Here is a 26,860-nt window from a genome sequence, read left to right as displayed (position 1 = left end):
TAAATCAACCCCTAAACCGAGCCGGAAACTCCAATCTTCAAAAGCACAAATAGTCTCAAATCATTCGACGACGGACAGTCACCAATCCTGGAACAGGCTGCAGTCCCTTTGCTAATTCAGCATGTTGCCACATCCAACCGGTTTCCGGGCGTGTCATGCCGAGTATTGCGCTCAGCATGTCCTGCTCCCACGATGTGTAAAAGCCGCGGCGCTTTTCTCGCCACTGAAGGTACCAGTCCCAGATTCCGGGAAAGACGAGCAAACCGAACGTTATTTTCCGCAGAGGAATGCCGCGTCCCTTGACTTCACTATCTGGAGAAGCAGCAAGGGCGCCGAATAAAAGTCCAAGATGCTCAACCTTTTGAGACGCAGTTTCTTCTCCCCAAACACCATTTCTCTGAAAACCGACTGATGTCAGGGTTGCTGTCTTAAACCGCACAAGATTGGCCATCTCCATTGCCAGGCGGGGAGGAGCGTCTACGACGCCCGCGAGCAGATCGGGATCTTCGATAAAATCATCTTCATCCACACTGCCTTCGAAATCCAAAGTTTCCGATCTGGTGCGTGGTGACAATACTGCGCCATAAGAAATTCCAGGAAATCGGATCGCATATCTCTGTTTGGACGCCTTCCTCTGAAACTGGCGATAGTCAGTCGAGCCCGATATGATCACACGCCGGACCCATTCGAGGATCTCTTCCCGTTTGCTAAAGGAAAGCTGATTAAAGTCGTCTGGCAAATGCCAGACAATGCGCCGCCGTTCGGCGGCACTAACATCGCTGCCGAGTTCGTGACTGTATATTGATCGTGCCTGATGAGGCAGTCTGGATTTAAAATAACTCTCAGGAAGACGATATCGCTTTTCTATTCTCGTAAGTACATCGAAGCTATCGGCAGAGCGTGGCGTCTTCGTTCCATTCACCCAATTCGATATCGTGCGGATGTCGAAAATCTCATGCTGTTTTATAATTGCGCGGTGGAGACGCCAGTAAGTCTCGCCGAACCTGCGCATATGGTAATTCAAGGCCTGCTGGAAAGTTTGCGGATCTTCGGTCCACCCAAACAGCGGTTCCGGAAACTCCTCAACAGGATCCGCCGACGCTAAACTGGACGGCCTTGGGCGAACAGGATTTCTCACCGAGGCCGAGGCCCGGTCCGGCTTTGGCAAACGCACGGCGGGGCGACGATCCGGTGTTTTATGTTTTGGCGCAATCTGATCGGGTTGGGGAACGCCATTGTCGACCCAGCGAATTAGCGCTTCCAGTGCGGGCCGGATAATATTCTTCAGCTTCTCCGTTAATTCGCAATCAATCCGGCTTTCCGAGGCGAATGATAACCAGTGGATCTGGCTTCGGCGCATCGGAGGCTTTCTGTGCTGGACAATCAAATCATCGAGGTATGACTTGATCTTATCGAGTATTTCTTCGGACACATGCGGCATGACGCGTTTGTCGCAGAATTCAGAGATCATATTCCGAAATTGAAGAGGTGAAGAAGTCTGTGTTTTCATTGCAGCCCAAATTACCAAATTGACCGGCTTCTTGCCGGGGCGTGGGCTGCTAATGCGAATTAGTTAATCAATTCTGAAGCTTACAGAAATTATCGGGTATGCCTGAGGTTCATGTCCCTTCAAGGTATTAGGGGATTGCCTCCCTCAGACGAGTGGAGAAATATGACTGCATCCCTGCTAAAACATGTGATTTCAGGCTGATCCGCGACTTTACTGTTCGAGTTACTCTTAACGATGTCTATTTACGACGCACTCGGCAGCTTTACGACAAAAGTCAAGGCCGGCACAGAGGGTCAGGGAAGCTCAGTGGACTTCATCGCCATAGGCGGGATGTCTCGGATTACTATGCAATTGCAATACTTAGATTCTGGTCGCTGAAACGCCATAAATGCCGACGCCGGAACGATCCAACCCGTAACTGGCAGTTTAACATGCAGTTCCTACCCAGGCGCCTTAACTGTAATAAAAAAATCGAGCGATCGATTGAAATCTTCAAAGTGGTAGGGTATCTTCCACGCGAAATTCAGTCATATCAGCATCTGAAACTATCGTGGGAGGAGAGAGCGATGGAAGAAAATGCATCGAGAGATGACCAGGCGGCGAGGGGCGGTCTGGGCAAACGGCATCTGGTATTTGCCATTATATGTTTGATTAATTTTACAATTTGGCTTGATGAAGGCGTGTTTGCAGCACTTACCCCATATTGGGCCAAGGAACTCAATCTCACACCTGCGCAAATCGGGACAGGTTCGGCAGCATATCTATTGGGTTATTTTCCGGTCCTGTTTCTCGCAGGCATACTTTCAGATAGGTTCGGAGCACGCCGGATGTTATTCATCTGCGTGATAGGATGCTCGATCCTAAGTGCGGCTATGTTGTGGGTGCATGATTACTGGACCTTATTCATTCGCAATATCTTATTCGGTATTTTCTTCGGTTTCCTTTGGGCTCCCTGCAATAAGCTTCTGACGTCGTGGATGCCGGCAGTCGAAAGAACGCGCTTTGCCGCCATCTGGTTTTCGAGTTGCATGGTGTCATTCGTCGTTGCGGCACCGCTTGCGTTAATGATGGCCGAAAAAGCAATCTGGCAAGACGCGTTTCTGCTGGTGACCGCGCTGGGTATTCCCGCAACCTTGCTGTTGTGGTTCTGTACCACGGAAAAACCGGAGGAAATGAAGACAATCTCTCAGGGTGAGCTTAACTTCATTTACGAAGGAACCGAACGCAGATCGTTGGACAGCGACTTCAGTTGGGGTAAGCTGGGCCAAATATTGCGTCAGAGAAGCGTTTTGTTCATGATCGTCGCCACTTGCCTGGCCACCACGCCAACATGGCTGATTGCCACATGGGGCTTCTATCAGCTTATCAATCTCTACAAGATTGAGGGCAGTAGTGTTTCGCTTTATATTTCGCTCGGTTACATGGTCACCGTGATCTATGGCTTTTTTCACGGGTGGGTGTTCAAGACCATCTTTGGTGGATATTGCCGACCGGCGTTGGCGGCTGGTCCCGTCATCAGCGGCATAGGCTTTTTAATCGCGGCCTATACCTCAAACCCGATCGTGATTGCATTTGCACTTTTTGCAGCAGGTACGCTCTGCAATCCCTTTTTCTGGGGCACCGTCAACGCCTATTGGGGAGCCGTTGCCAAACCTGAGTTCTCCGGGACGCTGAACGGCATTTCCGCTGCCGGTCAAGTCATTGGCGGTTACATTATCCTCAGTCTATCAGGAGGCTGGGTCCAACCGGTGGAGGTTGCCGGGATTCGAGCGCTCGATACGGTCTGGCTTGTTGGCGGAATCGTTTTCCTGTTGACGGTCATACCGATTTATCTGGCAAAGGAAGTGCGCATTTCCGATGAGGCGCCGTCTACAGCGCCCGCCGCCGCACACTAATCGGGAATGGATGTCGAAGGTTTGGTGTCTTGACCGTGCTTTCGACATCCACCTGAGCAATGCTATTCAATAGCTGAAGCGGTGTTGCAGCTTCAGTCAACCGACAATTCTGCAAAAGTTGTTTGCGAGTGGATGATCTCACGTGGGAATTGCGCACGCAATCCTGTTTCTACCTTGGTGTTCAGGGTGGAGTGAAGGAAAGCTGGTTGCGTGCTCCCATGCCCGGAGGCTCATTCGAAGCTGGCGACAACTGGTTGGGAGAATATTAAATGTCAGTAGAAACGCTGGATCTGTTCCGTCGGTTGAGCCTGGGTGCGCAGTTGGCCCGCCATGCTCGGCTGTCACCCGATACTGATGCTTTCATCTTCAACGGTGAGCGCCGCACATACCGCGACCTCGATCGCAGCGTCGACCGGCTTGCCGCAGCTTTGGCGGCCAGAGGCGTGTCTCAAGGCGACCGTGTCGCCGTCCTGATGACCAACTGTCTGGAGCTGGTCGAATCTTATCTTGCGGTCTGTCGGCTCGGGGCAATCTGTGTTCCGGTCAATTTTCGCCTCGCTGCGCCCGAGATCACCTATATCCTTTCTGATTGTGGCGCGATAGGACTGCTGGTTGACGAGGCCCTTCTCCCGGTAGGCGCAGCGTCCCGGGCAGACGCAACGAACATCCGGTTCGTCATCGCTACCGGTCCCGAGGAATGCTGTGCAGGCTTCGCAGCGGAATCGTTCGAGCGTGTCCTGGAAGAGTGCAACACACCCCCCAACATCGATGTCCGCGAGGATGCTCCCGCCTTCATCATGTACACCTCGGGGACGACGGGACGGCCGAAGGGAGCTGTGCTTAGTCATCACAACCTCAACGTTAATACGATGAATATGATCATAAGCCTGGAGATATCGCCAACGGACCGGAGATGGCTGGCTGGCTTGCCTTTGTTCCACATTGGCGGTTTGAACGGGATTCTCCCGTTTCTCTTCCTTGGGGGAACGTCGACCATACTACCCTCCGGCCAGTTTGATCCCGCAGAGGTTTTGGACCTTCTTGTAGCAGAACGGATTACGTCCTGCTACTTCGTGCCAACGCAGTGGCAGATGATCTGCGCGTTGCCGGAAATTGCGGATCGCTGTTTTGAGCTTGAACGCGTGACCTGGGGGGCGTCCGTATCACCACCATCGGTTCTTGAGGCGATTGCCGCCACTTTCCCTGACGTAAAGATGCTGAACGTTTTCGGACAGACAGAGATGAGTTCGATTACCACTGCGATGCGCGCAGATAAAGCTGTCTCCAAAATGTCATCGGTTGGAAAGCCTGTCGTCAATGTGGAAGTACGCGTTGTCGATGACGACATGAACGACGTGCCGGAGGGCGGTGTCGGGGAGATCGTCTATCGTGGCCCGACCGTGATGCAGGGGTATTGGCGTAATCCTGTTGCCACCAAAGAGGCGTTCTCGGGCGGTTGGTTTCATTCCGGCGACCTGGTCCGGCGTGACGAGGAAGGATATCTGTTTGTCGTCGACCGCAAGAAGGACATGATCATTTCGGGTGGGGAAAACATCTACTGTACCGAGGTTGAGGCCGTGATAGATGCCCATCCTGCGGTTGCAGAAGTGGCTGTCATCGGCATACCCCATCCGCGTTGGGTGGAAACGGTAATGGCTGTCATCGTGTTGACCCCGGATGCCCCACAGACAACGGCCCAGGACATCATTTCGTGGTGCCTGACCCGGCTCGCATCCTACAAAAAGCCGACGCGGGTGGAATTTGTGGACAAACTGCCGCGTAACGCCGCTGGAAAAACCCTCAAGAGGGAACTTCGAGATATCTATGTGGCGCCTGCTAGCACGGGAGCGTAAGACATGTGTCAGATATGCGTAGGGCGCCCCTTCGTAATGAGACTGATAGTCGGTCGCCCGCAACCGATGGGCAATAATACGTCGAAGGATCTGGCAAGTCAGACTGCTGGAAGTACGCAGGGGCCCGTCACCGTTCCGCGGTTTCATGCCACTGAAGCCGAAGAGCCATTGACGGAAAATACCTCGCCCACAGACCCCGGGCCGGCATCGAGCGAACCATTCGGAGGGCTGCAATGATCGTGGATCGGGAACCCGCGCAGGCGAGTCACATTCTGAAGGTCGTCCCAATCGCGGGTATAAGAAAGACCATGGCGGACAGCTGCATGCAATCCTCGGCCGTGCCGCAGTTCACGCAGGTCGCGCTCGCAGATGCCACCGAACTCGAGAAGCGAAAGAGAGATGCTCGTTCCTCTCTGACATACATGGATCTTTTACTCGATGCGGTCTGCCGGGCGGCTATTGAGGTTCGCGACGTGCTCTGCGCTTACAGTGCAGGCAACGCCGTTCATTTCCGCCATGCCGATATAGGCATCGCGACGGCGACTGACAGAGGACTTCTGATCCCCGTTTTACGCAGGGCAGAGACAATGTCGCTCTCCGAACGAGCCCCGCAATGGCGTCGCCTCATCGAACGAACGCGCAATGCAGCGATCGATGACGATGAGACCATGCATCCTTCCATCGTTCTTTCCAATCTCGGCAACAGTGCGGTCGATTTCTGCACTCCACTCCTGGCCCCAGGCGTATCGACTGTTGTTGCTTTCGGAGCCCTATCGCGGCGTCCCTTCGCTGTCGGATCGAAGATCGAGGCCCGTCCTTCAATCTATATTTCAACGTCGTTTGATCACCGGATCATCGACGGAGAGATCAGTTCACGTTTTACGTCAACCTTGAAGGGGTTCATTGAGCACCGAATGGGCTAGCAGGACAGGGTGTTACATAGAGTGTTTTTAAATCTGTTTTCCAGAAAGACATCGTGCGCTTTCGGGATGAATTTTAGGAGGAGGAGCCTGCGCAATGGCTTGCACAATGAAAGCTGCTGTCTATGTGGAACCCCGAAAGCTCGAAGTTCGGGATGTCCCAAAACCGGTCGCGGGACCACGCGACGTGATCATTAAGGTCACGAATTGCGGCGTTTGCGGGTCGGACATCCATAGCTACAAGCTCGGCATGTATGTTGAGCCCGGCCAGATCATGGGGCACGAGTTCTTCGGCATCGCCGAAGAAGTGGGCGCGGAGGTTTGCGACGTGGTGAAGGGCGATCGCATAACCGGCTTTTCTCTTGGTGTCTGCGGGGAGTGTGTCTGGTGCCAAAACCAGCAATGGATGCTGTGCCCGGATGTCTTCAAGCGTTCCACAGGTTACGGAAAGCCGGGTGCTTTCGCAGAGTATGTCAGAATCGAGAATGCAGTGGTCGGACGCTCCATTCACCATGTGCCCAGCACGGTCGATGACTTGTCCGCAGCTATGATTGAGCCGGTCGGCGTCGGTATCTACGCGGTTGCTCTCGCCGAGGTCAAATCGGGTGATAAGGTGGTTGTTCTTGGCGCGGGCATGATCGGAAACGCCTGCTTGCAAGCTGCCAAGGCGAGAGGGGCGACCGTCTATGTTGTTGAGGTCTCTCCGATACGCTTACAGAAAGCCATCGAGTGCGGTGCGGACGCAGTTTTCGATGCACGCACCGGCGATCCATTGGAATGGATCAAGGAAAAGATCGGTCGCGGGCCATACCATTTCGGAGAAGGAGGAATGGCCGACGTGGTTTTTGAGGCGGCAGGAGCGGCTCAAACCATTAAGCACAGTTTCGAGATGGTGCGTGCCGGTGGAACAGTCTGCTTTGTCGGTTTGCCCGAACAGGCGGTTCCTATTGATACGACAAAGATCGTCCATAAGATGCCCCGCATCATCGGTGCGCTGGGTGGCGATTTTGCAAATGCCATCGCCGGGCTCGCTTCAGGGAGCATTCGGGCGAAGGAACTTACAACGCACGTGTTTCCGCTGGAACGCATCAACGAGGCCTTCGAGACGCAGCTACGTAGCGGCGATACCGTGAAGGTGATGGTGCAAATGAACTCCACCGAACAAGCGACCGCGTGATTAGGGAAAAACCGGGAGGAAGAATTGTTGAAGGAACAAAAGACGACTTCGGACCTGTTGAAGAATTCTCCGAAGAACTGGGGTAAATGGGGGGCTGACGATGAGGTCGGAGCTCTGAACTATCTCGATCAGGCGCAGGTACTACGTGGCATTCAGTCCGTTCGACAAGGTAAGGTTTTCACCCTTCAGATTCCCATGGGATATCCAGGCGGGGACCCGGTCTGGCCAGGTCGGGAGGGTGCAAAGCGCATCAATGTAATGGACCACGGCTATTTTCTTGGTGGCAAGGGGGCGGAGACCCCTGGTGAGGCTGAATACTCCGACGACATGATGATTATGTATCTGCAGGGCTCCACACAATATGACGCCTTGGGTCACGTCTGGATCGATAATCAGTTGTGGAACGGATATGACGCCGACACGACGATTGGGGTGATGACCAAGGCAAGTGTGCTGCCGATTGCTGAACGTGGCGTCGTAGGACGCGGTGTCCTCATAGATATAGCTCGCTACCGGGGCAAACAGCATCTGGATCGTGCCGAAACGTTCACGCATGAGGATCTGATGCGGGCTGCTGAAAGCCAGGGACTGGTTATCGAGAAGCGCGATATCTTGCTTATCAGAACAGGCTGGATCGGGAGGTTCTACAGTTTGACCAAAGACGAGTTCTACCGCGACTACCACGAGCCGGGTCTGACCTATAGCCCCGAGTTGGTAGAATGGTTCAAAGACATGGAAATTCCGAACTTCGTTACCGATACCATCGCCAACGAAGTGACACTCGATCCTGCATCTGGCGTCGCACTACCTCTTCACACCGCTTTGATGCGAAATCTGGGGGTGACTTTCACCGAGATTGCTCAGCTCGACCAGTTAGCCGAGCATTGCGCGCAGGATGGCCAATGGTCCTTCCTCTACAGTGCAGCACCGCTGAAGGTTTATGGCGGAACCGGCTCTCCGGTGAACCCAGTCGTTATCAAGTAAACGCTTTCTAAAATTCAGCTTCCAAGTATCTGGAGAAAATACAATGGATTTTGAAATTGTAACCGAAGGATTACTGTTTCCCGAAGGCCCAATCATCATGGCTGACGGAACGGTTCTTGTCGTTGAGATCAAGCGAGGCACGCTGACGCGTGTTTATCCTGACGGGCGTCAGGAGATAATAGCCGACTTGGGCGGCGGGCCCAACGGTGCCGCCATTGGGCCTGATGGAGCGGTTTATATAGCCAACAATGGCGGTTTTCTCTGGATGGATCTGCCGGATGGAGGCACGTCTCCCTACGGTATCCCGGAAGATTACACCAGCGGATCCATCCAGCGCGTCGATCTGGCAACAGGAGAGATAACCACGCTCTATAAAGAATGTGATGGCAAGCCTCTGAACGGTCCCAATGACATTGTTTTCGACAAACACGGTGGTTTCTATTTTACAGACCTTGGCAAAGGTACATCCGAGTGGCATCACACTGGATATCTCTATTACGCGCGTATCGACGGGTCCTATATTGCGCGCCTGCGGGGTGGTCTTCAGGCCCCGAACGGTGTCGGACTGTCACCTGACGATAAGACACTCTATGTAGCCGAAACACAGACCGCGCGCCTCTGGGCATTCGACGTCGAGAACCCCGGCGTGCTTCAACCGGGTCCGGATCCCTGGACGCCTGGAAAGCTGGTGTGGAACGCGAGCGGCTTTTCCTGGCTGGACAGCCTTGCCGTGGAGGCGGATGGACGTATCTGCGTTGCGACAGTTTTCAACGGTGGCATCAATATCGTAGATCCCGCCGGCGACTATGAGCATGTGGCACTGCCGGATTTTGTCACGACCAATATCTGCTTCGGTGGCTCTGATATGCGCGACGCTTGGGTGACAGGTTCAAGCTCGGGGAAACTGTTCAAGCTTCGCTGGCTGCGTCCGGGGCTCAAGCTGCATTTCAACGCCTGACATCCGCTGTACCCAGGCGCGCGATAAGGCGTATTGTTTAAACGTTCTGGCGCGTTTCTGGGTGCGCTTTTCTGGACGCAGCATAGGACATTCTCTCATGGGAAGACTGGATGAACGTGTAATGATCGTGACCGGAGGAGCCTCAGGCATCGGAAAGTCCACGGCCTTGCTTGCCGCGCAGGAGGGTGCGCGGGTGGTAATAGCTGACAGGAACTTGTCTGGCGCGGAGGCGGTCTCGCATGCAGCGGGCGACCGGGCGATCGCGGTTCGCTTCGACGCCACTGATGCCCCATCGATCGATGGGGTGGTGCGCATGGCTATCGATCACTTTGGGCGAATCGACATACTGCATAACAATGTGGCGATGACTGCGGATGCCTGGGCCAGAGACACCACCGTTCTCGAAACGACCCTCGAGACCTGGGACCTGACATTCAGCGTCAACCTGCGCAGTCAATTTATCGCATGTAAGGCTGTATTGCCACATATGATACGTCAGGGAGGCGGATCGATAATCAATATGGCATCCGGCTCTGGGCACAAAGGGGCGTCCGGCCTTGTCGCCTATGGAACAAGCAAGGCTGCCATCATGGGTTTCACGCGTTACATGGCGGTACAGTACGGCAGGCATAATATTCGTACTAACGCGATTGCGCCGGGCGTTGTTCTGACGGAGCAAATCAAGTCCAATAAGCCTGAACTGGAAGCGGCAACACTTGTCACACTGCCATTCCCACGGGTTGGCGTCTCAAGCGACATTGCTGGCATGGTGGTTTTCCTGGCGAGTGACGAAGCGGCCTATGTCAACGGACAGACAATCAATTGCGATGGCGGAGCGACGGCGGGAGTAGCCCCGACCATAAGGCAATAAGCCGACAACCCACTCTGATTCCGATATGAATGCGGTTTGCGTTAAAGCTTAACCATCAAAACAGCCGTGCCTCCTTGCTTTGCTCTGTTTCCAGCACAAAAGCACGAAGCGCCTTTGTGCTGGTATCGCTCTAACTATTTGTTTTAAAGCACATATTTCCGAAACCGTTTCCCATTTTTCAGGATGTGCTCTAAGCTTCGCTGAGAAGATCTTTGCGGGTCAAAGAGGCGGTATGCCGGGCTTGAGGCCGGTCAGGTTCGCAAGCTCAAGCAGCTTGCCGAGGAGTATGCTCGATCAACCAAGTCGATAATGGCATCGGCATATTGACGCGCCGAGATTCTCCGCCGCCTGTATTTCCCATGTTTGACATACCAGTCTTGCAGCAAGGGCTTGAGCAGGGCTGCTGTAAGATTGACGTCATCAATATTGAAGCAGCCCTTGTCCACGCCAACTTGCAGAACTGAAGCGAATATTTTCTCGGTTGCCAATTCACCATCAAGTGCGAGATCGCGCTCTTCCTGTGCGAAAAATCGAACTTCCATGTAAGAAAAAGCGAACCAGTTATGCATTCTATCCGTCACTTCGACATGGGTGCGGATGAGCCAGTTCAGATGCTCGCGGGGATCTGCTATGATCTCGTCGGGTGCATCTTTCAGATATTCGACGATGGTGTTGGAAACTTCCGTAATCATCATCCGCAAAAGCGAGTTCTTGGAATCGAAATACGCGTAGAGACCACCCATGGACATGCCTGCCTCTGCGGCGAGCTCTCGCAAGCTCGTCGCATGAAATCCTTGCCGACGCGACAGCTGAAGGGTCGCTTCCACGATCCGAATCAGTTTGGGCAACGCCATGCGTTCCTTCTGAACGCGGATTGTATTGGGATTGCGCTCGATCATACGTCGGCAGATCTCGCTGGTATTCAGGGCATCGGATGTCAGGGCGGGCATAAAAGGTTCCTTTGTCGCGAAAAAAATCGAGCGATCGATTTATTTTATTGACTGAATCTAGAATAGAGGCAATAACTTCAGAAAGAAAGGGAGGGAAGACCGGGAGAGGAGAATAACCGGCAGTGGTCGACGCAATTTTCGCGGCGGGTGCGTGCTGCCGGGCTCGGTCCGACCAGATCCATCGTGTCCAGACGATATCTTATCCGGGAGGAATCAGAATGGCGCCTATATTCAAGACCCAGATCAACCCCTCAGCCTATGATAAGGATCGGTTGTCCGATCTGTTCGGCATGATGGTGCGAATTCGCAAGTTCGACGAAAACCTGATCCGACTGATGCAGGAAGGCAAGGTTTCGGGCTTCTATCATTCGGGCATCGGTTCGGAAGCGCTTTCGACAGGTTCGATTGCAAACCTTCGTGACGACGATTATCTCTTCTACAATCATCGCGGTTGCAACCAGATGATTGCCAAGGGAGTGCCGCTGCAAAAACTCTATGGCGATTTCCTTGGGACGATTGAGGGTACGACACGGGGCCTTGGTGCTGGAATCGTTCACAGTGCCGATCTTTCGCGCGGTGTCATGGGGCAGGCCGGCACGATTGGATCCCAGTTCTCAATCAGTCTCGGAACCGCCTATTCATCGAAATGGAAAGGCACAGACCGCGTGACTGCGGTTTATTTTGGAGAAGGTGCGGCATCGGAGGAAGCCTTCCACGGTGCCATGAATTGGGCCGCGCTCTATAAATTGCCGATCGTCTACATCTGTGAGAACAACGAATACGCCATTTCCGCTCACTGGCGGGAAACCCACGCGGTTCGGGAGCATATCGCTGACTGGGCAGACGGGTACGGCATCCCGAACTTTGTCGTGGACGGCAACGACGCGCTGCTGATGTTCGAAATCACCCGAGAGGCGGTCGAGCGTGCCCGCCGGGGTGAGGGACCGACCTTCATTGAGGCGCAGACCTTCCGTCACCGCGGTCACTATGAGGGCGATTCTTACAATTATGTCGATCCGGCGGTCCTGAAGGACTGGGTCGAAAACCGCGATCCAATTAAGAACTTTCGCGAACTCATAGTTGCCCGCGGTGCGCTCGACGCTACGGCGCTTGCCGAAATCGAGAAAACTGTCGAGCAGGAGGTGCTCGACGCGATCCGGATGGCGGAAGCTTCTCCGCTGCCGCCGCGCGAGCGGATTTTCGAAGGTCTGTTTTCCTGAGGGAGGGAAGGTCATTATGGCAAAAATGAATATGCGCGAAGCTATCATCGCGGCACTTCGTGAGGAAATCGAGCGCGACCCAAACGTCATTCTGTTCGGCGAGGATATCGGAAAGTTCGGTGGCGTGTTCGGTGCGACCCAGGGGCTTCATGAAGAGTTTGGCGATCAGCGGATTTTCGACACTCCGATCGCGGAAAAAACGATCATCGGCGCGGCTCTCGGTATGGCAATCACCGGGCTCCGGCCTGTTCCCGAGCTGCAATTCGGCGACTTCGTCAGCCTTGCCTTCGACGAGATCTACAATAAGCTCGGCAAATGGAAATGGATGCATGGCGGCGACATGAAGGTTCCCGTCACCGTCCGCCTGCCGATCGGCATTGCCGGGGGTTCCGGACCAGAGCATTCGCAGAGCCCTCAGGCACTCTTCGTCAGCGCGCCGGGTCTCTACATTGCGGTGCCGTCCAATGCGGCGGATGCCAAGGGAATGTTGAAGACTGCTATCCGGGAAGATAATCCCGTTCTCTTCTTCGAGCACAAGGTGCTTTACACGCAGCGTGCGGAGGTTCCCGATGGAGAACATCTCGTGCCGCTCGGCAAGGGCGATATCAAACGTTCAGGTGCGGATGTAACGATAGTCGCGACAGCTACCTTGGTTCAGACTGCCCTGGAAGCTGCTCAGGAACTCGCGAAAAACGGCATCGACGTTGAAGTGATCGATCCGCGTTGGTTGAAGCCTTTGGATGAAGACCTGATCCTTGGCTCTATTGCCAAGACCGGACGGGTGCTTCTGGTCCATGAAGATGCAAAGACCGGCGGCACAGGTGCAGAAATCGCCGCAATCATCGCCGAAAAGTCACTCTTTGATTTACGCGCACCGGTTCGTCGTCTGGCTGGCCCCGATGTTCCGATTGCCCAGAGCCTGCACCTTGAGCAGTTCTACCGCCCGACGGCGTCCGATATTGCGGTGTCGGTTCGTGAACTCATGACGTTCAATTAAGGGAGAGGGGAAATGTACATTGTGCGTATGCCCCGGCTCGGCATTACGATGGAAAGCGGAAAGGTTGGCAACTGGCTCTGCGAGCTCGGTGCGTCGATCGAGGCCGGAAAACCGCTATTCGAAATGGAAACGGACAAGTCGATCGTTGAAATCGAAGCACAGGCGGGGGGCATTCTGCGCAAGCTGCTGGTGGAAATCGGCCAAGAGGTCGCGGTCAACACTCCCATTGCGGTAATTGCTGAAGCAGACGAAGAGATTGACCTCTCCAGGGTCGACGATCTGCCAGCAGAAAGTGTGGAGGGAAAAAATCAGGCGACCGATGCGGCTCTGCACGGGGTTTCCGCCACACAAGTCGGTACGACCGTGCCACCGGTACGTGTTTCACCCCGCATGCGCAAGCTCGCTACCGATTTGGGGGTTGATCTTGCGCTCCTCGCGGGGCAGGAGATCACGGAAGATCGCATCAAGGCGCTTGCTGCGGGTTCGGCGGATTCCGACGCGTTCATCGAACTGAGCCACATTCAGCGTGCGATGAAAGTCCATATCGGCAACAGCTGGTCGTCGATACCGCATTTCGTTCAGATTGTCAGCGTTGACATGAGCAAGGTGCTGCAATTGAGAGGGCAGCTTGGTGCTGCCGGACTGAACGACATCCTCGTCAAGATTGTCGGCGATACCGCTGTACGTCACCCACTGGTCAATGGACGGCTGGAAGGCGACCGTGTTCGCATCAATCGTCGTGCCAATGTGAGCCTGGCGGTGGCAACGCCCAAAGGGCTGGTCGTCCCGGTCATCCGGAATGTCGATGCGCTGTCCGTTGGGGCCGTGAACGCGGCTATTGCCGGGCTCGCTGCCAAAGCCCGCGCAAGCGGCCTGGAGCCATCGGATACCGACGGGGGAACGATCACCTTTTCGAATCTTGGCGCATACGGGATTGAGACCGGCACACCGGTCATCAACGGGCCGCAGGCGACGCTTGTTTTCGCAGGCGCGATCATCAAGACGCTTGTGGTTGGTGCGGACGATGCGATCCGCATCGCCCCTATCATGAAGCTTTCAATTGCTTTCGATCATCGCTTTATCGACGGCATGACGGCAGCTGCCTTCACATCGGAGCTGAAAGCCCGGATTGAAACACTCGACCCGGCTTCTCTCGGTTGACCTCGAATCCAGGAGAAAAATACATGCGTTTCAAGGACAAGGTTGCGATTGTCACAGGCGGAGCTTCGGGGCAGGGGCTGGCCACATGCCGGGGCCTTGCCGCTGAGGGAGCGAAGGTTGTCGTCGCAGACTGGAATTTCGAGGCGGCACAGAAGGTCGCCGCTGATATAGGAGGTATTGCCGTCAAGGTGGATGTCTCGAAGGAAGCGGAAGTTAAGGCAATGATAGCCGCGGCGATCGACAATTTCGGCCGCCTCGACATTCTCGTCAACAATGCCGGGATCGGCTTCAGCGCGACCGGTCGCTACAAGATGGCCAGCGTCGTGGACACGCCTGAAGACGATTGGGACGCCATCCTGGCGATCAACCTGAAAAGCGTCGCGCTCGGGTGCAAACATGCAATTCCGGTCATGGTGGCGCAGGGCGCCGGTGCGATCGTCAACATCGCATCGATCAACGGCATCGCCGGTTTAACGGGCGCTGACGCCTATACCGCTTCGAAGGGTGGGATCGTCGCGCTGACGCGGGTTCTTGCACTCGATTGGGCGAAGAAAGGCGTGCGGGTCAACTGCATTTGCCCCGGCGCCGTCGCCACTCCGATGATCGAGGGAGCTCTGCAGGATCCCGGCTTCATCAAAATGGTGGAGACCCGCATCCCTCTGGGACGCCCCGGTCAACCGGAGGAAATTGCAGCGATGAGCCTGTTTCTGGCATCTGACGACGCATCCTTCGTCCATGGGGCGATCATCCCTGTCGATGGCGGTCAGGTCGCACCCTGACACGCCGGTCGGCATGAGAGCGGCCGGTAATCCGGCCGCGTAATCCAATGCAATGGGCACAGGCTCCTCTGGGAAATAAGATGAATCGATCTGTCATCATCGCGTCGGGCGTGCGAACCGCCATTGGCGATTTCGGCGGCGCGCTCGCTGGACTGCGCCCGCGTGAACTCGGTGCTGCTGTCACTGTAGAGGCGATCAAACGCGCCGGAATAGAATCGAACGACATAGAACAGACGGTATTCGGCAACGTGCTGCACACCGCGCCGGAGGACATGTATCTTTCACGCGTGGTCGCCATCGGCGCAGGCGTTCCGCAAACCTCTCCTGCGCTTACCTTAAATAGGTTGTGCGGCTCCGGTCTTCAGGCGGTGATCAGTGCTGCCGAACAGATTACGCTGGGGCAAGCCAAGACGGTGCTTGCCGGTGGCGCTGAAAGCATGAGCCGGGCAGGTCATTTACTGACCCAGCTCCGCGCCGGTCATAAAATGGGTGACGTTGCCGCCGTGGACATGATGGTCGGGGCGCTGACCGATCCTTTCGGCAACGGCCATATGGGGATCACCGCGGAGAACATCGCGGCACTTGATGGTATCGACCGGAAACAACAGGACGGCCTCGCTCTGGAATCGCACCGCCGGGCCGCCCATGCGATAGCTGAAGGACGATTCAAAGAACAGATTCTTCCGATAACTGTCCGAAAAGGCCGCAGCGAATGGGAGTTTGATACGGATGAGCATGTGCGCCCGGATGTCAGCGCCGACGATCTTGCGAAGTTGCGTCCGGCTTTCCGTCAGGATGGCTCCGTCACCGCAGGCAATGCCAGCGGCATAAACGATGGCGCAGCTGCTCTCGTGCTGATGGACACGGAAGCAGCCGAGCATCGCGGCACAAGAGCGCTGGCGCATATCCTCGCCTGGGGACTGGGCGGCGTTGCGCCGGAGCTCATGGGGCTTGGTCCCGTCCCGGCTGTGGAGCAGGCGCTCGCTCGTGTGGGGCTTTCGGTGGCGGAGATCGACATCATCGAATCCAATGAAGCATTTGCCGCCCAGGCCTGCGCCGTGAGCACCCGGCTCGGCTTCGACATGGCAAAAGTCAATCCGAATGGAGGTGCCATCGCACTGGGGCATCCGATAGGTGCCTCGGGTGCGATTATACTAGTCAAGCTGATCCACGAGCTTCGGCGCACCGGCGGGCGGTACGGGCTGGCTACGATGTGCATCGGTGGCGGACAGGGCATAGCGCTTGTCATCGAAAATCCGGATTGGCAGGGAGCACTCTGATGCAGTCCATAGCAATCATCGGCGCAGGCACCATGGGCGCGGGCATTGCCGCATCCTGCATCGGTGCCGGACTTTCCGTACTCTTGGTTGACCCCAACCGGGACGCGCTCACTCGCGCCGAGGCGAGGATCAGGAGCTACCTCGAACGCCAGGCCGACAGGGGTCGACTTGAACGGGAGAGTATGCCCGATCTGCTGGCGGCCCTGGAGATGTCCAGTGAATTGTCATCGGTTGCACAGGCCATGATCCTGATCGAGGCCGTGTTCGAAGACCTTGAGGTTAAGCGAGACCTTCTCCGGTCAGTGGAGGCGTTCGTCTCTGTCGATTGCGTGATTGCGACCAACACATCTTGCTTGCGCGTGGATGAGATTGCAACGGCCTTGCGGCATCCCGAGCGTTTTCTCGGTCTGCATTATTTCAGCCCCGCGGAAGTCAATCCCGTGGTGGAGCTTGTGGCGGCACGGGCGACGAGCGAGAAAGCGGCGAGGATTGCAGGTGATTTTCTTGCAAGCACCGGCAAGGAAGCGTTGCATTGCCGTGATAGCAACGGATTTGCGCTCAACCGTTTCCTTTGCCCCTATTGCAATGAAGCCGTGCGCTGCCTTGAGGAGGGGATCGCCACGGCAGGGCAGATAGACGCCGTTGCCCGTTCGGCATTCGATTTGCCTCTGGGACCATTTGAGGTCATGAATCTCACCCATCCGCGCATCATGTTGCATGCCGAGCAAAGCCTTGCGGTTTTCGGCAACTTCTACAAGCCGGCCGACTTGTTGCGCGAGACCGGTGAAGCCGGTCGATTGTGGGAGATTTTAGACGATTGCGGTCCTTTGCCGGAAGATCGTGCGGCGGTCGTCGCTGACCGCTTGAAGGGCGCGGTGCTGCTTGCCGGTGGCGACGTGATCACGGAAGGCGTCGTCGACGCTGGCTCACTGGATGAAGGCGCACGCAAGGCTCTTCGCTTTGGTAAACCGCCCACTGCTCTGCGGCAGGAACTTGGAGACCGTGAGGCATCCCGATTGATTGCTGAAATCAGGCGACGTTACGCCCAATGAGAAGCGGGAGAACTTGATCATGCGAAACAAAACGATACTCGTTACCGGGGCATCCAGCGGACTTGGCAATCATTTTGCTCATATGCTCGCAGCGGAAGGTGCGAATGTGGTCCTCGCTGCACGCAATGTACAAGCGCTTGAACGTGCTGTAGCCGATATTCGCGATGCTGGCGGGCAAGCTGAAGCGTATCAGATGGATGTATCCGACGTGAACTCCGTGAAAGCGGTCCTTCAGGCTATCTCAGGTCCCATTGATGTCGTCGTCAACAATGCGGGAGTAACGGCTACAGCGCCTGCGATATCGATGGATTCCGCCGAATTCGGAACGATCATCGATACAAATCTCAAGGGCGTGTTCCATGTTGCGCAGGCTGCGGCCCAGAAAATGAAAGCGAGCGGCGGTGCCATTGTCAATGTAGCGTCCATTCTGGGATTGCGCGTTGCAGGCCAAGTATCGGCCTATGCGGCCTCGAAGGCGGCGGTGGTTCAACTGACGCAAGCGCTTGCATTGGAATGGGCGCGATACGGCATCCGCGTGAACGCTCTTTGTCCTGGATATATTGAAACACCCCTCAATCGCGCCTTTTTCGAGACGGAGGCCGGGCAGAGCCTCATCCGCCGGATTCCGCAACGCCGGCTCGGTCAAATGTCGGATCTGGATGCGCCTCTCAAGCTTTTGTGTTCGGACGCTGCCGCATACATGACCGGCTCCATCGTTGCGGTCGATGGCGGCCATCTCTGCTCCAGTCTTTAGGACGCCTATCATGGATTTAAGAATTGATGCCCGAACCGAAGATTACCGTCGGCGAATTGCACATTTTGTTGACAACCACATACTTCCGCTTGAGCAGGACCCTTCCGCCTATGATGCGCATGAGAACATTCATCCGGATGTGCTGGCGCGACTGAGGCAAAAAGCGCGATCGGAGGGCCTTTGGTGTCTGCAACTTTCTGAGAACTACGGCGGGCAGGGGCTGAGCCGCATCGGAATGGCCGTCTGCTATGAAGAGATGAACCGTTCGATCTTCGGCCCGGTTGTGTTCAACTCGGCTGCCCCCGACGACGGCAATATGATGGTTCTCGAGACTTTGGGGACCAAAGAGCAGAAGGAGTGGTTCCTTCGCCCGATCGCCGCAGGCAAGGTCAATTCCGCCTTTGCAATGACAGAGCCAGATCCCGGTTCCGGCTCCGATCCGGGGATGATGCAGACCGTTGCAACGCGCGACGGCGATGATTTCCTGATCAACGGCCACAAATGGTTCATAACCGGAGCAGAGACCGCCGAGCACTTTATCGTCGTCGCGCGGACATCGGAAAACGCCCGGCGCGGCCATACCTGTTTCCTGTTTCATCGCGACGAGCCTGGCTGGTCGATCCGGCGCCGTATTCCGATCATGGGGCCTGAAGAGCATGGCGGCCATTGTGAGCTGGTCTTCGAAGGACTGCGCGTTCCCAGCAGAAACATTCTTCTTGCGGAGGGACAGGGACTGCGTGTTGTGCAGACGCGGCTCGGGATCGCTCGCCTGACTCATTGCATGCGCTGGCTCGGCCTCGCCAAGCGCTGTGTCGAGATCGCAACCGAATATGCCGACCGGCGCAGGGGGTTCGGCGTTCGCCTTGCCGATCGTGAAAGCGTTCAAATCCTCCTTGGCGGACTGGCCATGGATATCGAGATCGGCAGGCTTCTCGTCATGAAGGCGGCCTGGGCGCTCGATCAAGGCTCGCAGGCTCGCAAGGAGGTGTCCATGGCCAAAATTCATGTTGCGCAATTGCTCAATCGGGCGGCTGATACGGCAATCCAGGTCAATGGCGCGCGCGGTTACTCCAAGGATACGCGTGCGGAGTGGATCTACCGCTACGCTCGGCAGGCACGGCTGGTCGACGGCGCAGACGAGGTGCACAAAATGGTTCTGCACCGCAATCTGATTGAGGAAAAGCGTGATTTCTGGAAATGGGACGTTGCTGGAGGGCAAGCGAAGTGACGGCGGTATCGCAATCTCCTGATTTCGAGCCCGCTCGCCTTGCCGCTTTCCTCGAAGCGCGTTTCGGTCCGGGTGTGATGGGCCTTCAACGGATAGGCGGTGGACAGTCCAACCCGACCTATTTCGTCGATTTTGGCGGACGGCGCATGGTCTTGCGCAAGCAGCCGAAGGGAGAAATTCTGCGTGGTGCTCACGCGATCGACCGTGAATATCGTGTGATGCAGGCCTTTGCCGCAACCGATGTCCCGGTTCCGAAGATGGTTCTGTTCCACGAAGATACTGACATTCTCGGAACGCCGTTCTTCTTGATGGAACGTATCGACGGACGTGTCATTTCGGATTGCACCTTGCCGGGAATGGCGCCGTCGGAGAGGCGCGCGGTTTATCAATCGATGGCGGAAACATTGGCGAAGATGCACAGCTATCAGCCTTCCGAAATCGGTCTTGGCGATTATGGTCGTTCGGGAGACTATTTTACGCGGCAAGTCCATCGCTGGACCACCCAGCTAAAGGGGTCGAGTTTCTCGGACGATCCGGTTCTGGATGCGCTTGCGGAGCGGATTACCGGACTGCTTCCGCCTGACGATGGACTGGTGTCCATCGCCCATGGCGACTTCCGGCTGGGCAATATGATGTTTCATCCGAGCGAACCGCGTGTCATTGCAGTTCTCGACTGGGAGTTATCCACGATCGGTCACCCTCTGGCCGATCTGGCATTTTCGGCCATGCCCTGGTTTACGTCGCCGGATGAATATGGCGGGATTTTGGGTCACGGAGGCGACGGCATTCCGCATGTCGGCGAATTTTTTCAGTTCTACCGCGCGATGCTTCCCGATGTTCCGCAGCCGCAGCCCTTTCATGTTGCTTTTGCCCTGTTCCGGTTTGCCGTGATCTTTGTTGGCATTGCTGACCGTGCCAGAGTGGGGAACGCTGCAGATCCCGAAGCGGCGAGGTATGCACCGCTGGCCGGGCGTTTCGCCATTCGCGCGAACGAGGTGCTCGACCGTTCGCCAGCTGGGTTTTTGCAATAAAGCATGTCTTCCGAAAGCGGGAACCGGTGTGGGGATAAAGACATGCGTAAAAACAAAACGTGTCGCCTGAATATGATTGAACGCGACGCGCTTTAGCTGGAAATGCAGCACATCCATGACGGGACGTGCTGGTTCAATTCCATTTCGTGAGGAGTTCATTATGGAAAATATCAGGGATAAACTCGGCCAGGCAAAGGCACGTCTCGGTGTCTTTTCGAAATCCACACCGTTGCTGATGCAGGGCTTCGGTGCGATCAGCAAGCAGGCCACCCAGCCCGGCAGCTTTTCATCGGGACAGAAAGAACTGATCGCTGTGGCGATCGCCGTCAGCAAGGGCTGCGAAGATTGCATCCTTTATCACGTCGAAGCTGCAAGGAAGCATGGAGCAGAGGAGACGCAGCTCATCGAGGCGCTCGAAGTCTCTATCGAAATGGGCGGTGGGCCGGCAATCATGTATTCAGCAAAAGCCCTCGAAATCTTCCGTGCATTTTAGAGCATGTCTCCCGAAAGTGGGAACTGGGTTTGGGAGACATGCGTAAAAACATGCAAGAATCTTGACTGGCAATCATCGCATCGCGAGAGTTCCTGGTTGGCTGACAGTCCTGTTCCATTCTATACGACGAAGGCTGTTTTGATATGCCGGCCTTTCACGGCACAATAGATCAGAGCGCAAATAATCGTCGATCAATCATCCTGCAAATCATTTGATAAACGGTACTACTCTTGCGCCTCTGCGGATGATAACAACTGTCAAGGATCATCAGTTGTGAAAATGGTATGGCTCAGAAATCGGCTACCCTTAAAGATGTGGCGGCGCTGGCGAATGTATCGCGTGCCACTGCTGCGCGTGCACTTAACAGTTACGGTTATGTTGGTGATGAAACGGCGCAGCGGGTTCAGGCTGCTGCAGAGAAACTAGGATACAGAGGCAACCGATTGGCCCAGGCTCTGCGCAGCGGGCAGTTGCCAATCATTGGCTGTGTTCTGGGCGATATACAAAATCCCTTCTTTGCTAAAATTGCACATAATGTCGAAGTGCTGGCGCGAGAACAAGGCCATAATCTTATCATTGCGAGCAGTGAAGAGCATTTGAATCAGGAAAAATCACTGCTGGCCAGCCTGCAGTCGCTGAGCATTCGCGGTTTCATCGTGGCGCCGACATCAGCCGAAGACAGTTCGCATCTGCAACGTCTGATCGACGAAAACGTACCCCTGGTCCTCATCGATCGCGTAGCGCAGGGCGTCGAGTGCGACAGTGTTGTGGTCGACAATGAAGGTGGCGCGCGCAAGGCCATTGAATATCTGATCGAAATGGGGCATCGCGATATTGCGCTTTTGCACGATGATGCACGCATCTTCACGTCACGTGAGCGTTTCAACGGCTATAAGACTGCGTTACTTGCCCATGCCATCGAACCAAGTGAAAAATTGATCTGCGTTGCACAATCGACGGTGGAGCATGCTGTGGATGCAACCATACGTTTGTTCAGTCAAAGAAAGCCTCCAACGGCACTTTTTACCGTCGACAGCTTGATGACGCAGGGAGCGCTTTTAGCATTCCGATCGATGGGAATATCGATTCCCCACGAAGTCTCTCTGATCGGTTTTGATGATTTCAATCTGGCGACTTTTACCGATCCACAGATCACGGTCATTGCCCAGCCGGTGTCGGAAATAGGTCGTGCTGCGGGCCGGCTTCTGCTAGAAAAAATAGCAGGAAAAAAGAGACCTCCAAAGAAAATAAGCTTTGAAACCAAGCTGATAGTCCGAGGTTCGGTCAGCCGTCGATGAGCCGACGAAGCTTGATTTTCTGCCTGCAAAAAAATTTCTGAAACCCACTTGCCACAAGAAAAATCTTGTGCGTTAAATAGATGTGAGATCGATCTCACATTGTCGTAACGACTTATAGGCGCAATATCGCTTCGGGATACTCTCGAGGTCTAAACTGCGCAAACGGGAAGGTAGTAATGCTCAACTTCGATAAAGATCGCTTTGTTAAAATACAAGACGGCGCGGTCGCAATTGCAGACGACGTACGCGCTTTGATGCGCAGGCTGCTCGATAATGGCCTAGAACGCATTTTCTTCATGGGAACGGGCGGCGTACAGTTTCTGACTCAGCCCGCAATCGAGATTGCCCGTAACGCAACCGTTTTCCCGGTGTCATCGGCATTTTCGGCACAAGTTGTTTTAGAAGCGCCTGCCGGGTTGGACGAAAAGGCGCTTGTCATTCTTCCATCCTTGTCCGGAACGACTAAGGAAAGCGTGCATCTTCTGGCGTTCTTGAAAAAGAAGGGCGTGAAAACGCTCTCTCTCACTGGTCACAAAGATACCCCCTTGGGCCTCGATGCGGATTACAACTTTACAAATTTTGCCGAAGACGACACGTCTTCGGAGTCGTTTTATCTGCAGACCCTCTTGATCATACTGTCGCTGCTCGCTGAGCGCGGCGAATTTCAAGACTTCGATGAAACCGTCTCCGAATTGAAGCGTCTGCCCGAACTACTAGTTTCGGTGAAGGAAAACTTTGAAGAAGGCGCTGCCGCACTGGCGCAGGAAATCAAGGACGAAAAATATCACATCTTTACCGGCGCTGGCACTTCATGGTCAGAAGCGCACTACTACGGGATGTGCATTCTTGAAGAAATGCAATGGATCCGTACACGTCCCGTTCATGCGTCCGATTTCTTCCATGGTACACTCGAACTGGTTGAGCCGGGCGTCAGCCTGTTCATATTCAAAGGTGAGGATGCATGTCGTCCATTGACGGACCGGGTTGAGAATTTCGCAAAGCGTTACACTGACAAGGTTCGTATTCTGGATGCTGCTTCTGCCAGTCTTCCGGGCATCTCACAAAAGACACGCAGCCTGATTTCTCCAATCATTCTGGCAACCATGCTTGAACGTCTGAGCGCGCATTTGGAAGTGCAACGTGACCACCCGTTGACCACGCGGCGCTATTACAAGCGTGTCGAGTACTAAGAGCTTTCCCCGATCCGGTTCTGCCGGGTCGGGTTACTGCATTCTGACGAAATAAAGAAAAATAGCTAAAAGAGAGGAACTTCGAGATGAAATGCAAAACGTTTTTGAACACAACAAGCCTTGCGTCACTTCTGATGTTTGGATTGTTAGCTGTCAACATAAATGCTGCTCTCGCCGATGATGGTGTCGTTGCACAACCTGATGCTCCCGTCGAATATTCTGGCACTTTAAGCATTTTGACGAAGTTCGGCCTTCAACAGCTATCCCCCTTCTTCGTCAATGCCGCTAAGGAATACGAGAAGCTTCACCCCGGCGTCAAAATTGAGCTTATTCAGGAAAGCGACGATAGCGTGAAGGGCAAAACCAAGGCCCTAGTCGCGTCTAACTCATTGCCAGATATCTACTTCAGCTGGACCGGGAGCTGGGGTGAGAACTTTGTGCGAGGCAATCGAGCTGTCGATCTGACCCAGATTATTGGCCCCGACACGCCATGGGGCAAACAGTTCGCCCATGCTGCCGTCAGCGCATTCCAGTATAATGGCAAATTATACGGTATTCCGCTTTATCTGGACGCAAAGTTCATGGGTTATAACAAGGCCCTCTTTGACAAGGCCGGTGTAGCGGAACCGAAGAGCTTCGATGAACTGATCAGTGCGTGCGCTGCCCTGCGTAAGTCCGGTGTAACGCCCATTTCGTTCGGTAACAAAGAAGGCTGGCCTGCTGTTCATTTTGCCGGACAATTGCTCGCCTATAACGTTCCGCAAGCGACGTTGGAAAAGGATTTCAACCCGAAGACGGCCGAATATTCGGATGCAGGCTATGTTGAAAGCCTGACACAGCTGAAAAAACTCATCGACGATTGTTCGGACGGCGCAGGTACAAATGGCTCATCCTATGCTTCGGCATTGCAGCAGTTCAGCAACGCCAAATCCGCAATGTACTATCAGGAAATTATTGAGTTTGATCAAAGCACGGCGGATGGCGCACTGAAGAAGGAAGAATTTGGTTTTTTTAAACTGCCGGCAGTAGAAGGCGCAAAAGGTGATGTAAAATCAATCGAAGGCGCACCTGAAGGCTATATGATTAATTCAGCGTCAAAGAATATTCCGCTAGCTGTGGATTTCATGAAGTTTATCACCTCGCCCGAAAACGGGAAGGTTTTGTCGGCCCCACCTTATGGGCAGCCAAGCGCCACTGTTGGCGGATATTCGGCTGAAAGCATGAACCCGTCTGTCGTTGAAGGTCTCAAGGTTATCGCGGATTCGTCTTATCTGATGCCGTGGCTTGATACGGCCAATCCACCGCGCGTTGCATCTGTCTGGCTTTCGGGCCTGCAAGCCCTGATTGGTGGATCCATGACACCGGAACAGGTCATGGAAAAGGTAAAAAAGGCTGCAGCCTCTTCCCGATAAGGATGTTATTGCCCGATGACTGTCATGAAGCGTGAATATAGAGGGGAGGCTGTCAAAAACGGCTTCCCCCTGCCGGACGGGTCGCAATTCGACAAGTCCGGTTTGCTGGCGAAGTTGCTGTCGTTCCGTTGGGTTCTGATCGCGTTCGTTTTAATCCTATGGTTTGTCTACTATCCCATCATCGACAACTTTATCGTCAGCACGACAAATCAGGATATTTTTACTGGCGAAACTGCCTTTGTCGGTCTGGATAATTATCGACGTCTGCAAGACGATCCGGTGATCTGGACGGCGATCTTGAACAACATGCTTTATGCCGTCATTTCGGTCGTATTCCAGGTGTTTGGCGCATTCGTGCTTGCTGCGATCATTGAAGGTTTGCAGCATGAGACCTGGCGCAGGTTCTGGCGCGCTGTCTATTTCATACCATCAGCAATTTCGATCACGGTGACGGGGCTGCTGTTCTACTTTATCTATCAGCCTGATATAGGCCTGCTGGATGCCGCTTTTAATCATCTTGGACTTGCCGCTTGGTCTCGGTCATGGCTGGGAGAAGAACAGACCGCGATCTACTCAATCATTGCCATGAGCCAGTGGCAGGGCTTTGGCTATTCAACCCTTCTATTTGCCATCGCGATCCAGAAGATCTCGCGCGAGCTTTATGATGCGGCGACGATGGACGGCGCGGGTATGTGGCGTCGGCTTTGGAACATAACCTTCCCACTGACACGCGAAATGACTGGCCTTATGGTTATCATTACGATTACCGGCGCGTTTCAGGTCTTCAACGAAGTCATGGTTATGACTGGCGGTGGCCCTAACAACAGCAGTCAGGTTCTGGGAACTTGGCTCTATCAACAGGCCTTTATTGAAAATGACTTCGGTTATGGCGCGGCTATCGCATCGGTGATTTTTATCATCACGCTCCTGACCGGTTTTGGTCAACTCTGGTATACCAGAAAGCGGAGGGTGGAACTATGAACAACGCCTCCTATCAATCGACCGAGACGAAACCTACGGAATTTGCTCAGACGCTCGTGCGTGTCTGTCTGGTCACCTTCCTCATCAGCCTTGGTATTGTCGTAATCTACCCGCTGGCGTGGATGGCCATGAACGGTTTCAAGACTAACTCGGAGATATTTGGTGAACCATTTGCGCTTCCTACGGCTTTTACGGTGGACAACTATATATCAGCCTGGAATCAGGGCATCAGGAACTACATTGCAACGAGCATTATCGTCACGTTGTTTTCGGCTGTTTGTACGGTTCTGATAAGCGCTTGGACCGCCTACGGCCTGACGCGATCAAAATTGCCGGGCAAGCCAATATTCGTTGGCCTGGTACTTGGCGGATTGATGTTAAGCCCAACGGTTGCGGTTATTCCGCTGGTGCGGATCATGCAAAAGCTTGGTCTCTATAACACCTATTGGGCTCTTATCATCCTTTACACGGCATTTCGCATCCCGTTCACTACTTTTCTTATTCGCGCTTATATGCTTGGTCTGCCACGTGATCTAGATGAAGCCGCCGTCATGGACGGGGCAAGTGAAGGTCAGATTTTCTGGCGTGTGACCTTACCTCTTTGCAAGCCGATACTCGTCTCCTGCGTGATCCTGCACGTTCTGTTTGCCTGGAATGAATATCTCTTCGCCATGATCTTCACCAGTGGTGCGGATGTGCAGACCCTGCCAGTCGGCCTTACATCAATCATGGCAAAACACGGAACTAATTATGCCGTTGTCTTTGCTGCAATGACACTTTCGGCACTTCCGATCCTGATCGTCTTCTTCGCCGCACAGCGTTTCTTCATTCGCGGGCTGGCGGAAGGCATCGGCAAATAGCGTGGT

At 54.6% G+C, this 26,860-nt stretch carries 24 protein-coding genes; 22 read left to right on the top strand and 2 right to left on the bottom strand.

The genetic code is table 11. The annotated features are described in order from the left end of the window. Nucleotides 1-55 precede the first annotated feature (55 nt). Nucleotides 56-1,510, bottom strand: a complete 1,455-nt coding sequence (locus FIB18_RS22085) for a hypothetical protein (protein WP_140022779.1) — start codon at nucleotides 1,508-1,510, stop codon at nucleotides 56-58. 566 nt (nucleotides 1,511-2,076) lie between these two features. On the opposite strand from FIB18_RS22085, the gene FIB18_RS22080 reads away from it, so the two are divergent. From FIB18_RS22080 to FIB18_RS22050, 7 genes are all read left to right on the top strand, one after another. Continuing rightward, the gene (locus FIB18_RS22080; RefSeq protein WP_158295727.1) at nucleotides 2,077-3,405 is read left to right on the top strand and encodes an MFS transporter; all 1,329 of its coding nucleotides are present in this window, start codon (nucleotides 2,077-2,079) and stop codon (nucleotides 3,403-3,405) included. Between the two features lie 269 nt (nucleotides 3,406-3,674). After that, the gene (locus tag FIB18_RS22075; RefSeq protein ID WP_140022775.1) at nucleotides 3,675-5,258 is read left to right on the top strand and encodes a long-chain-fatty-acid--CoA ligase; all 1,584 of its coding nucleotides are present in this window, start codon (nucleotides 3,675-3,677) and stop codon (nucleotides 5,256-5,258) included. A 233-nt stretch (nucleotides 5,259-5,491) separates the two neighbouring features. Further along, complete coding sequence (locus tag FIB18_RS22070) at nucleotides 5,492-6,181, top strand: 2-oxo acid dehydrogenase subunit E2 (RefSeq protein WP_140022773.1); 690 nt, start codon at nucleotides 5,492-5,494, stop codon at nucleotides 6,179-6,181. A gap of 94 nt (nucleotides 6,182-6,275) precedes the next feature. After that, entirely contained in the window at nucleotides 6,276-7,355 is a 1,080-nt protein-coding gene (locus FIB18_RS22065) for a zinc-dependent alcohol dehydrogenase (RefSeq protein WP_140022771.1), read from the top strand. Between the two features lie 24 nt (nucleotides 7,356-7,379). Further along, nucleotides 7,380-8,339, top strand: a complete 960-nt coding sequence (locus tag FIB18_RS22060) for a cyclase family protein (protein WP_140022769.1) — start codon at nucleotides 7,380-7,382, stop codon at nucleotides 8,337-8,339. Between the two features lie 43 nt (nucleotides 8,340-8,382). Further along, nucleotides 8,383-9,297: an SMP-30/gluconolactonase/LRE family protein gene (locus FIB18_RS22055; protein WP_140022767.1), complete on the top strand. Its 915-nt coding sequence runs from the start codon at nucleotides 8,383-8,385 to the stop codon at nucleotides 9,295-9,297. Nucleotides 9,298-9,394: 97 nt separating this feature from the next. Continuing rightward, nucleotides 9,395-10,168, top strand: coding sequence for an SDR family NAD(P)-dependent oxidoreductase (locus FIB18_RS22050; protein ID WP_140022765.1), 774 nt, complete (start codon nucleotides 9,395-9,397; stop codon nucleotides 10,166-10,168). Nucleotides 10,169-10,419: 251 nt separating this feature from the next. Here the strand turns inward: FIB18_RS22050 and FIB18_RS22045 are convergent, their stop codons facing one another. Beyond that, on the bottom strand, nucleotides 10,420-11,118 hold the full coding sequence (locus FIB18_RS22045; protein WP_140022764.1) for a TetR/AcrR family transcriptional regulator: 699 nt from the start codon (nucleotides 11,116-11,118) through the stop codon (nucleotides 10,420-10,422). Nucleotides 11,119-11,336: 218 nt separating this feature from the next. On the opposite strand from FIB18_RS22045, the gene FIB18_RS22040 reads away from it, so the two are divergent. The 15 genes from FIB18_RS22040 to FIB18_RS21970 all read left to right on the top strand — a co-directional run bounded on the left by FIB18_RS22040 (nucleotide 11,337) and on the right by FIB18_RS21970 (nucleotide 26,854). After that, on the top strand, nucleotides 11,337-12,338 hold the full coding sequence (locus FIB18_RS22040) for a thiamine pyrophosphate-dependent dehydrogenase E1 component subunit alpha (RefSeq protein ID WP_140022762.1): 1,002 nt from the start codon (nucleotides 11,337-11,339) through the stop codon (nucleotides 12,336-12,338). 16 nt (nucleotides 12,339-12,354) lie between these two features. Then, nucleotides 12,355-13,335: an alpha-ketoacid dehydrogenase subunit beta gene (locus FIB18_RS22035; RefSeq protein WP_140022760.1), complete on the top strand. Its 981-nt coding sequence runs from the start codon at nucleotides 12,355-12,357 to the stop codon at nucleotides 13,333-13,335. Nucleotides 13,336-13,347: 12 nt separating this feature from the next. After that, nucleotides 13,348-14,496 carry a dihydrolipoamide acetyltransferase family protein gene (locus tag FIB18_RS22030; RefSeq protein ID WP_140022758.1) on the top strand — a complete coding sequence of 383 codons (1,149 nt, stop codon included), beginning with the start codon at nucleotides 13,348-13,350 and terminating at the stop codon, nucleotides 14,494-14,496. 23 nt (nucleotides 14,497-14,519) lie between these two features. Then, nucleotides 14,520-15,275: an SDR family NAD(P)-dependent oxidoreductase gene (locus FIB18_RS22025; protein ID WP_140022756.1), complete on the top strand. Its 756-nt coding sequence runs from the start codon at nucleotides 14,520-14,522 to the stop codon at nucleotides 15,273-15,275. An 80-nt stretch (nucleotides 15,276-15,355) separates the two neighbouring features. Then, nucleotides 15,356-16,555, top strand: a complete 1,200-nt coding sequence (gene bktB, locus FIB18_RS22020) for a beta-ketothiolase BktB (RefSeq protein WP_140022754.1) — start codon at nucleotides 15,356-15,358, stop codon at nucleotides 16,553-16,555. Beyond that, nucleotides 16,555-17,607, top strand: coding sequence for a 3-hydroxyacyl-CoA dehydrogenase family protein (locus tag FIB18_RS22015; protein ID WP_140022752.1), 1,053 nt, complete (start codon nucleotides 16,555-16,557; stop codon nucleotides 17,605-17,607). Before bktB ends, FIB18_RS22015 begins: the two co-directional genes overlap by 1 nt. Nucleotides 17,608-17,626: 19 nt before the next feature. Continuing rightward, nucleotides 17,627-18,361, top strand: a complete 735-nt coding sequence (locus tag FIB18_RS22010; RefSeq protein WP_140022750.1) for an SDR family NAD(P)-dependent oxidoreductase — start codon at nucleotides 17,627-17,629, stop codon at nucleotides 18,359-18,361. 10 nt (nucleotides 18,362-18,371) lie between these two features. Then, complete coding sequence (locus FIB18_RS22005) at nucleotides 18,372-19,589, top strand: acyl-CoA dehydrogenase family protein (RefSeq protein ID WP_140022749.1); 1,218 nt, start codon at nucleotides 18,372-18,374, stop codon at nucleotides 19,587-19,589. Further along, entirely contained in the window at nucleotides 19,586-20,620 is a 1,035-nt protein-coding gene (locus FIB18_RS22000; protein WP_235894946.1) for a phosphotransferase family protein, read from the top strand. The genes FIB18_RS22005 and FIB18_RS22000 overlap by 4 nt, the downstream gene beginning before the upstream one ends. 160 nt (nucleotides 20,621-20,780) lie before the next feature. Next, a complete protein-coding gene (locus FIB18_RS21995) occupies nucleotides 20,781-21,113 on the top strand; it encodes a carboxymuconolactone decarboxylase family protein (RefSeq protein ID WP_140022745.1) in 333 nt (110 codons plus the stop codon). A gap of 284 nt (nucleotides 21,114-21,397) precedes the next feature. Continuing rightward, nucleotides 21,398-22,411: a LacI family DNA-binding transcriptional regulator gene (locus FIB18_RS21990; protein ID WP_140022743.1), complete on the top strand. Its 1,014-nt coding sequence runs from the start codon at nucleotides 21,398-21,400 to the stop codon at nucleotides 22,409-22,411. A gap of 176 nt (nucleotides 22,412-22,587) precedes the next feature. After that, a complete protein-coding gene (locus tag FIB18_RS21985; RefSeq protein WP_140022741.1) occupies nucleotides 22,588-23,601 on the top strand; it encodes an SIS domain-containing protein in 1,014 nt (337 codons plus the stop codon). An 86-nt stretch (nucleotides 23,602-23,687) separates the two neighbouring features. After that, nucleotides 23,688-25,013 carry an ABC transporter substrate-binding protein gene (locus FIB18_RS21980; RefSeq protein ID WP_140022740.1) on the top strand — a complete coding sequence of 442 codons (1,326 nt, stop codon included), beginning with the start codon at nucleotides 23,688-23,690 and terminating at the stop codon, nucleotides 25,011-25,013. Nucleotides 25,014-25,028: 15 nt separating this feature from the next. After that, on the top strand, nucleotides 25,029-25,994 hold the full coding sequence (locus FIB18_RS21975) for a carbohydrate ABC transporter permease (protein WP_140022738.1): 966 nt from the start codon (nucleotides 25,029-25,031) through the stop codon (nucleotides 25,992-25,994). Beyond that, nucleotides 25,991-26,854: a carbohydrate ABC transporter permease gene (locus FIB18_RS21970; protein WP_140022736.1), complete on the top strand. Its 864-nt coding sequence runs from the start codon at nucleotides 25,991-25,993 to the stop codon at nucleotides 26,852-26,854. Before FIB18_RS21975 ends, FIB18_RS21970 begins: the two co-directional genes overlap by 4 nt. Nucleotides 26,855-26,860: the final 6 nt, after the last annotated feature.

This window comes from Brucella pecoris, assembly GCF_006376675.1.
Lineage (GTDB): Bacteria > Pseudomonadota > Alphaproteobacteria > Rhizobiales > Rhizobiaceae > Brucella > Brucella pecoris.
The sequence above is the reverse complement of the archived record's forward strand: the minus strand, read 5'-3'. Positions and strand labels throughout refer to the sequence as shown.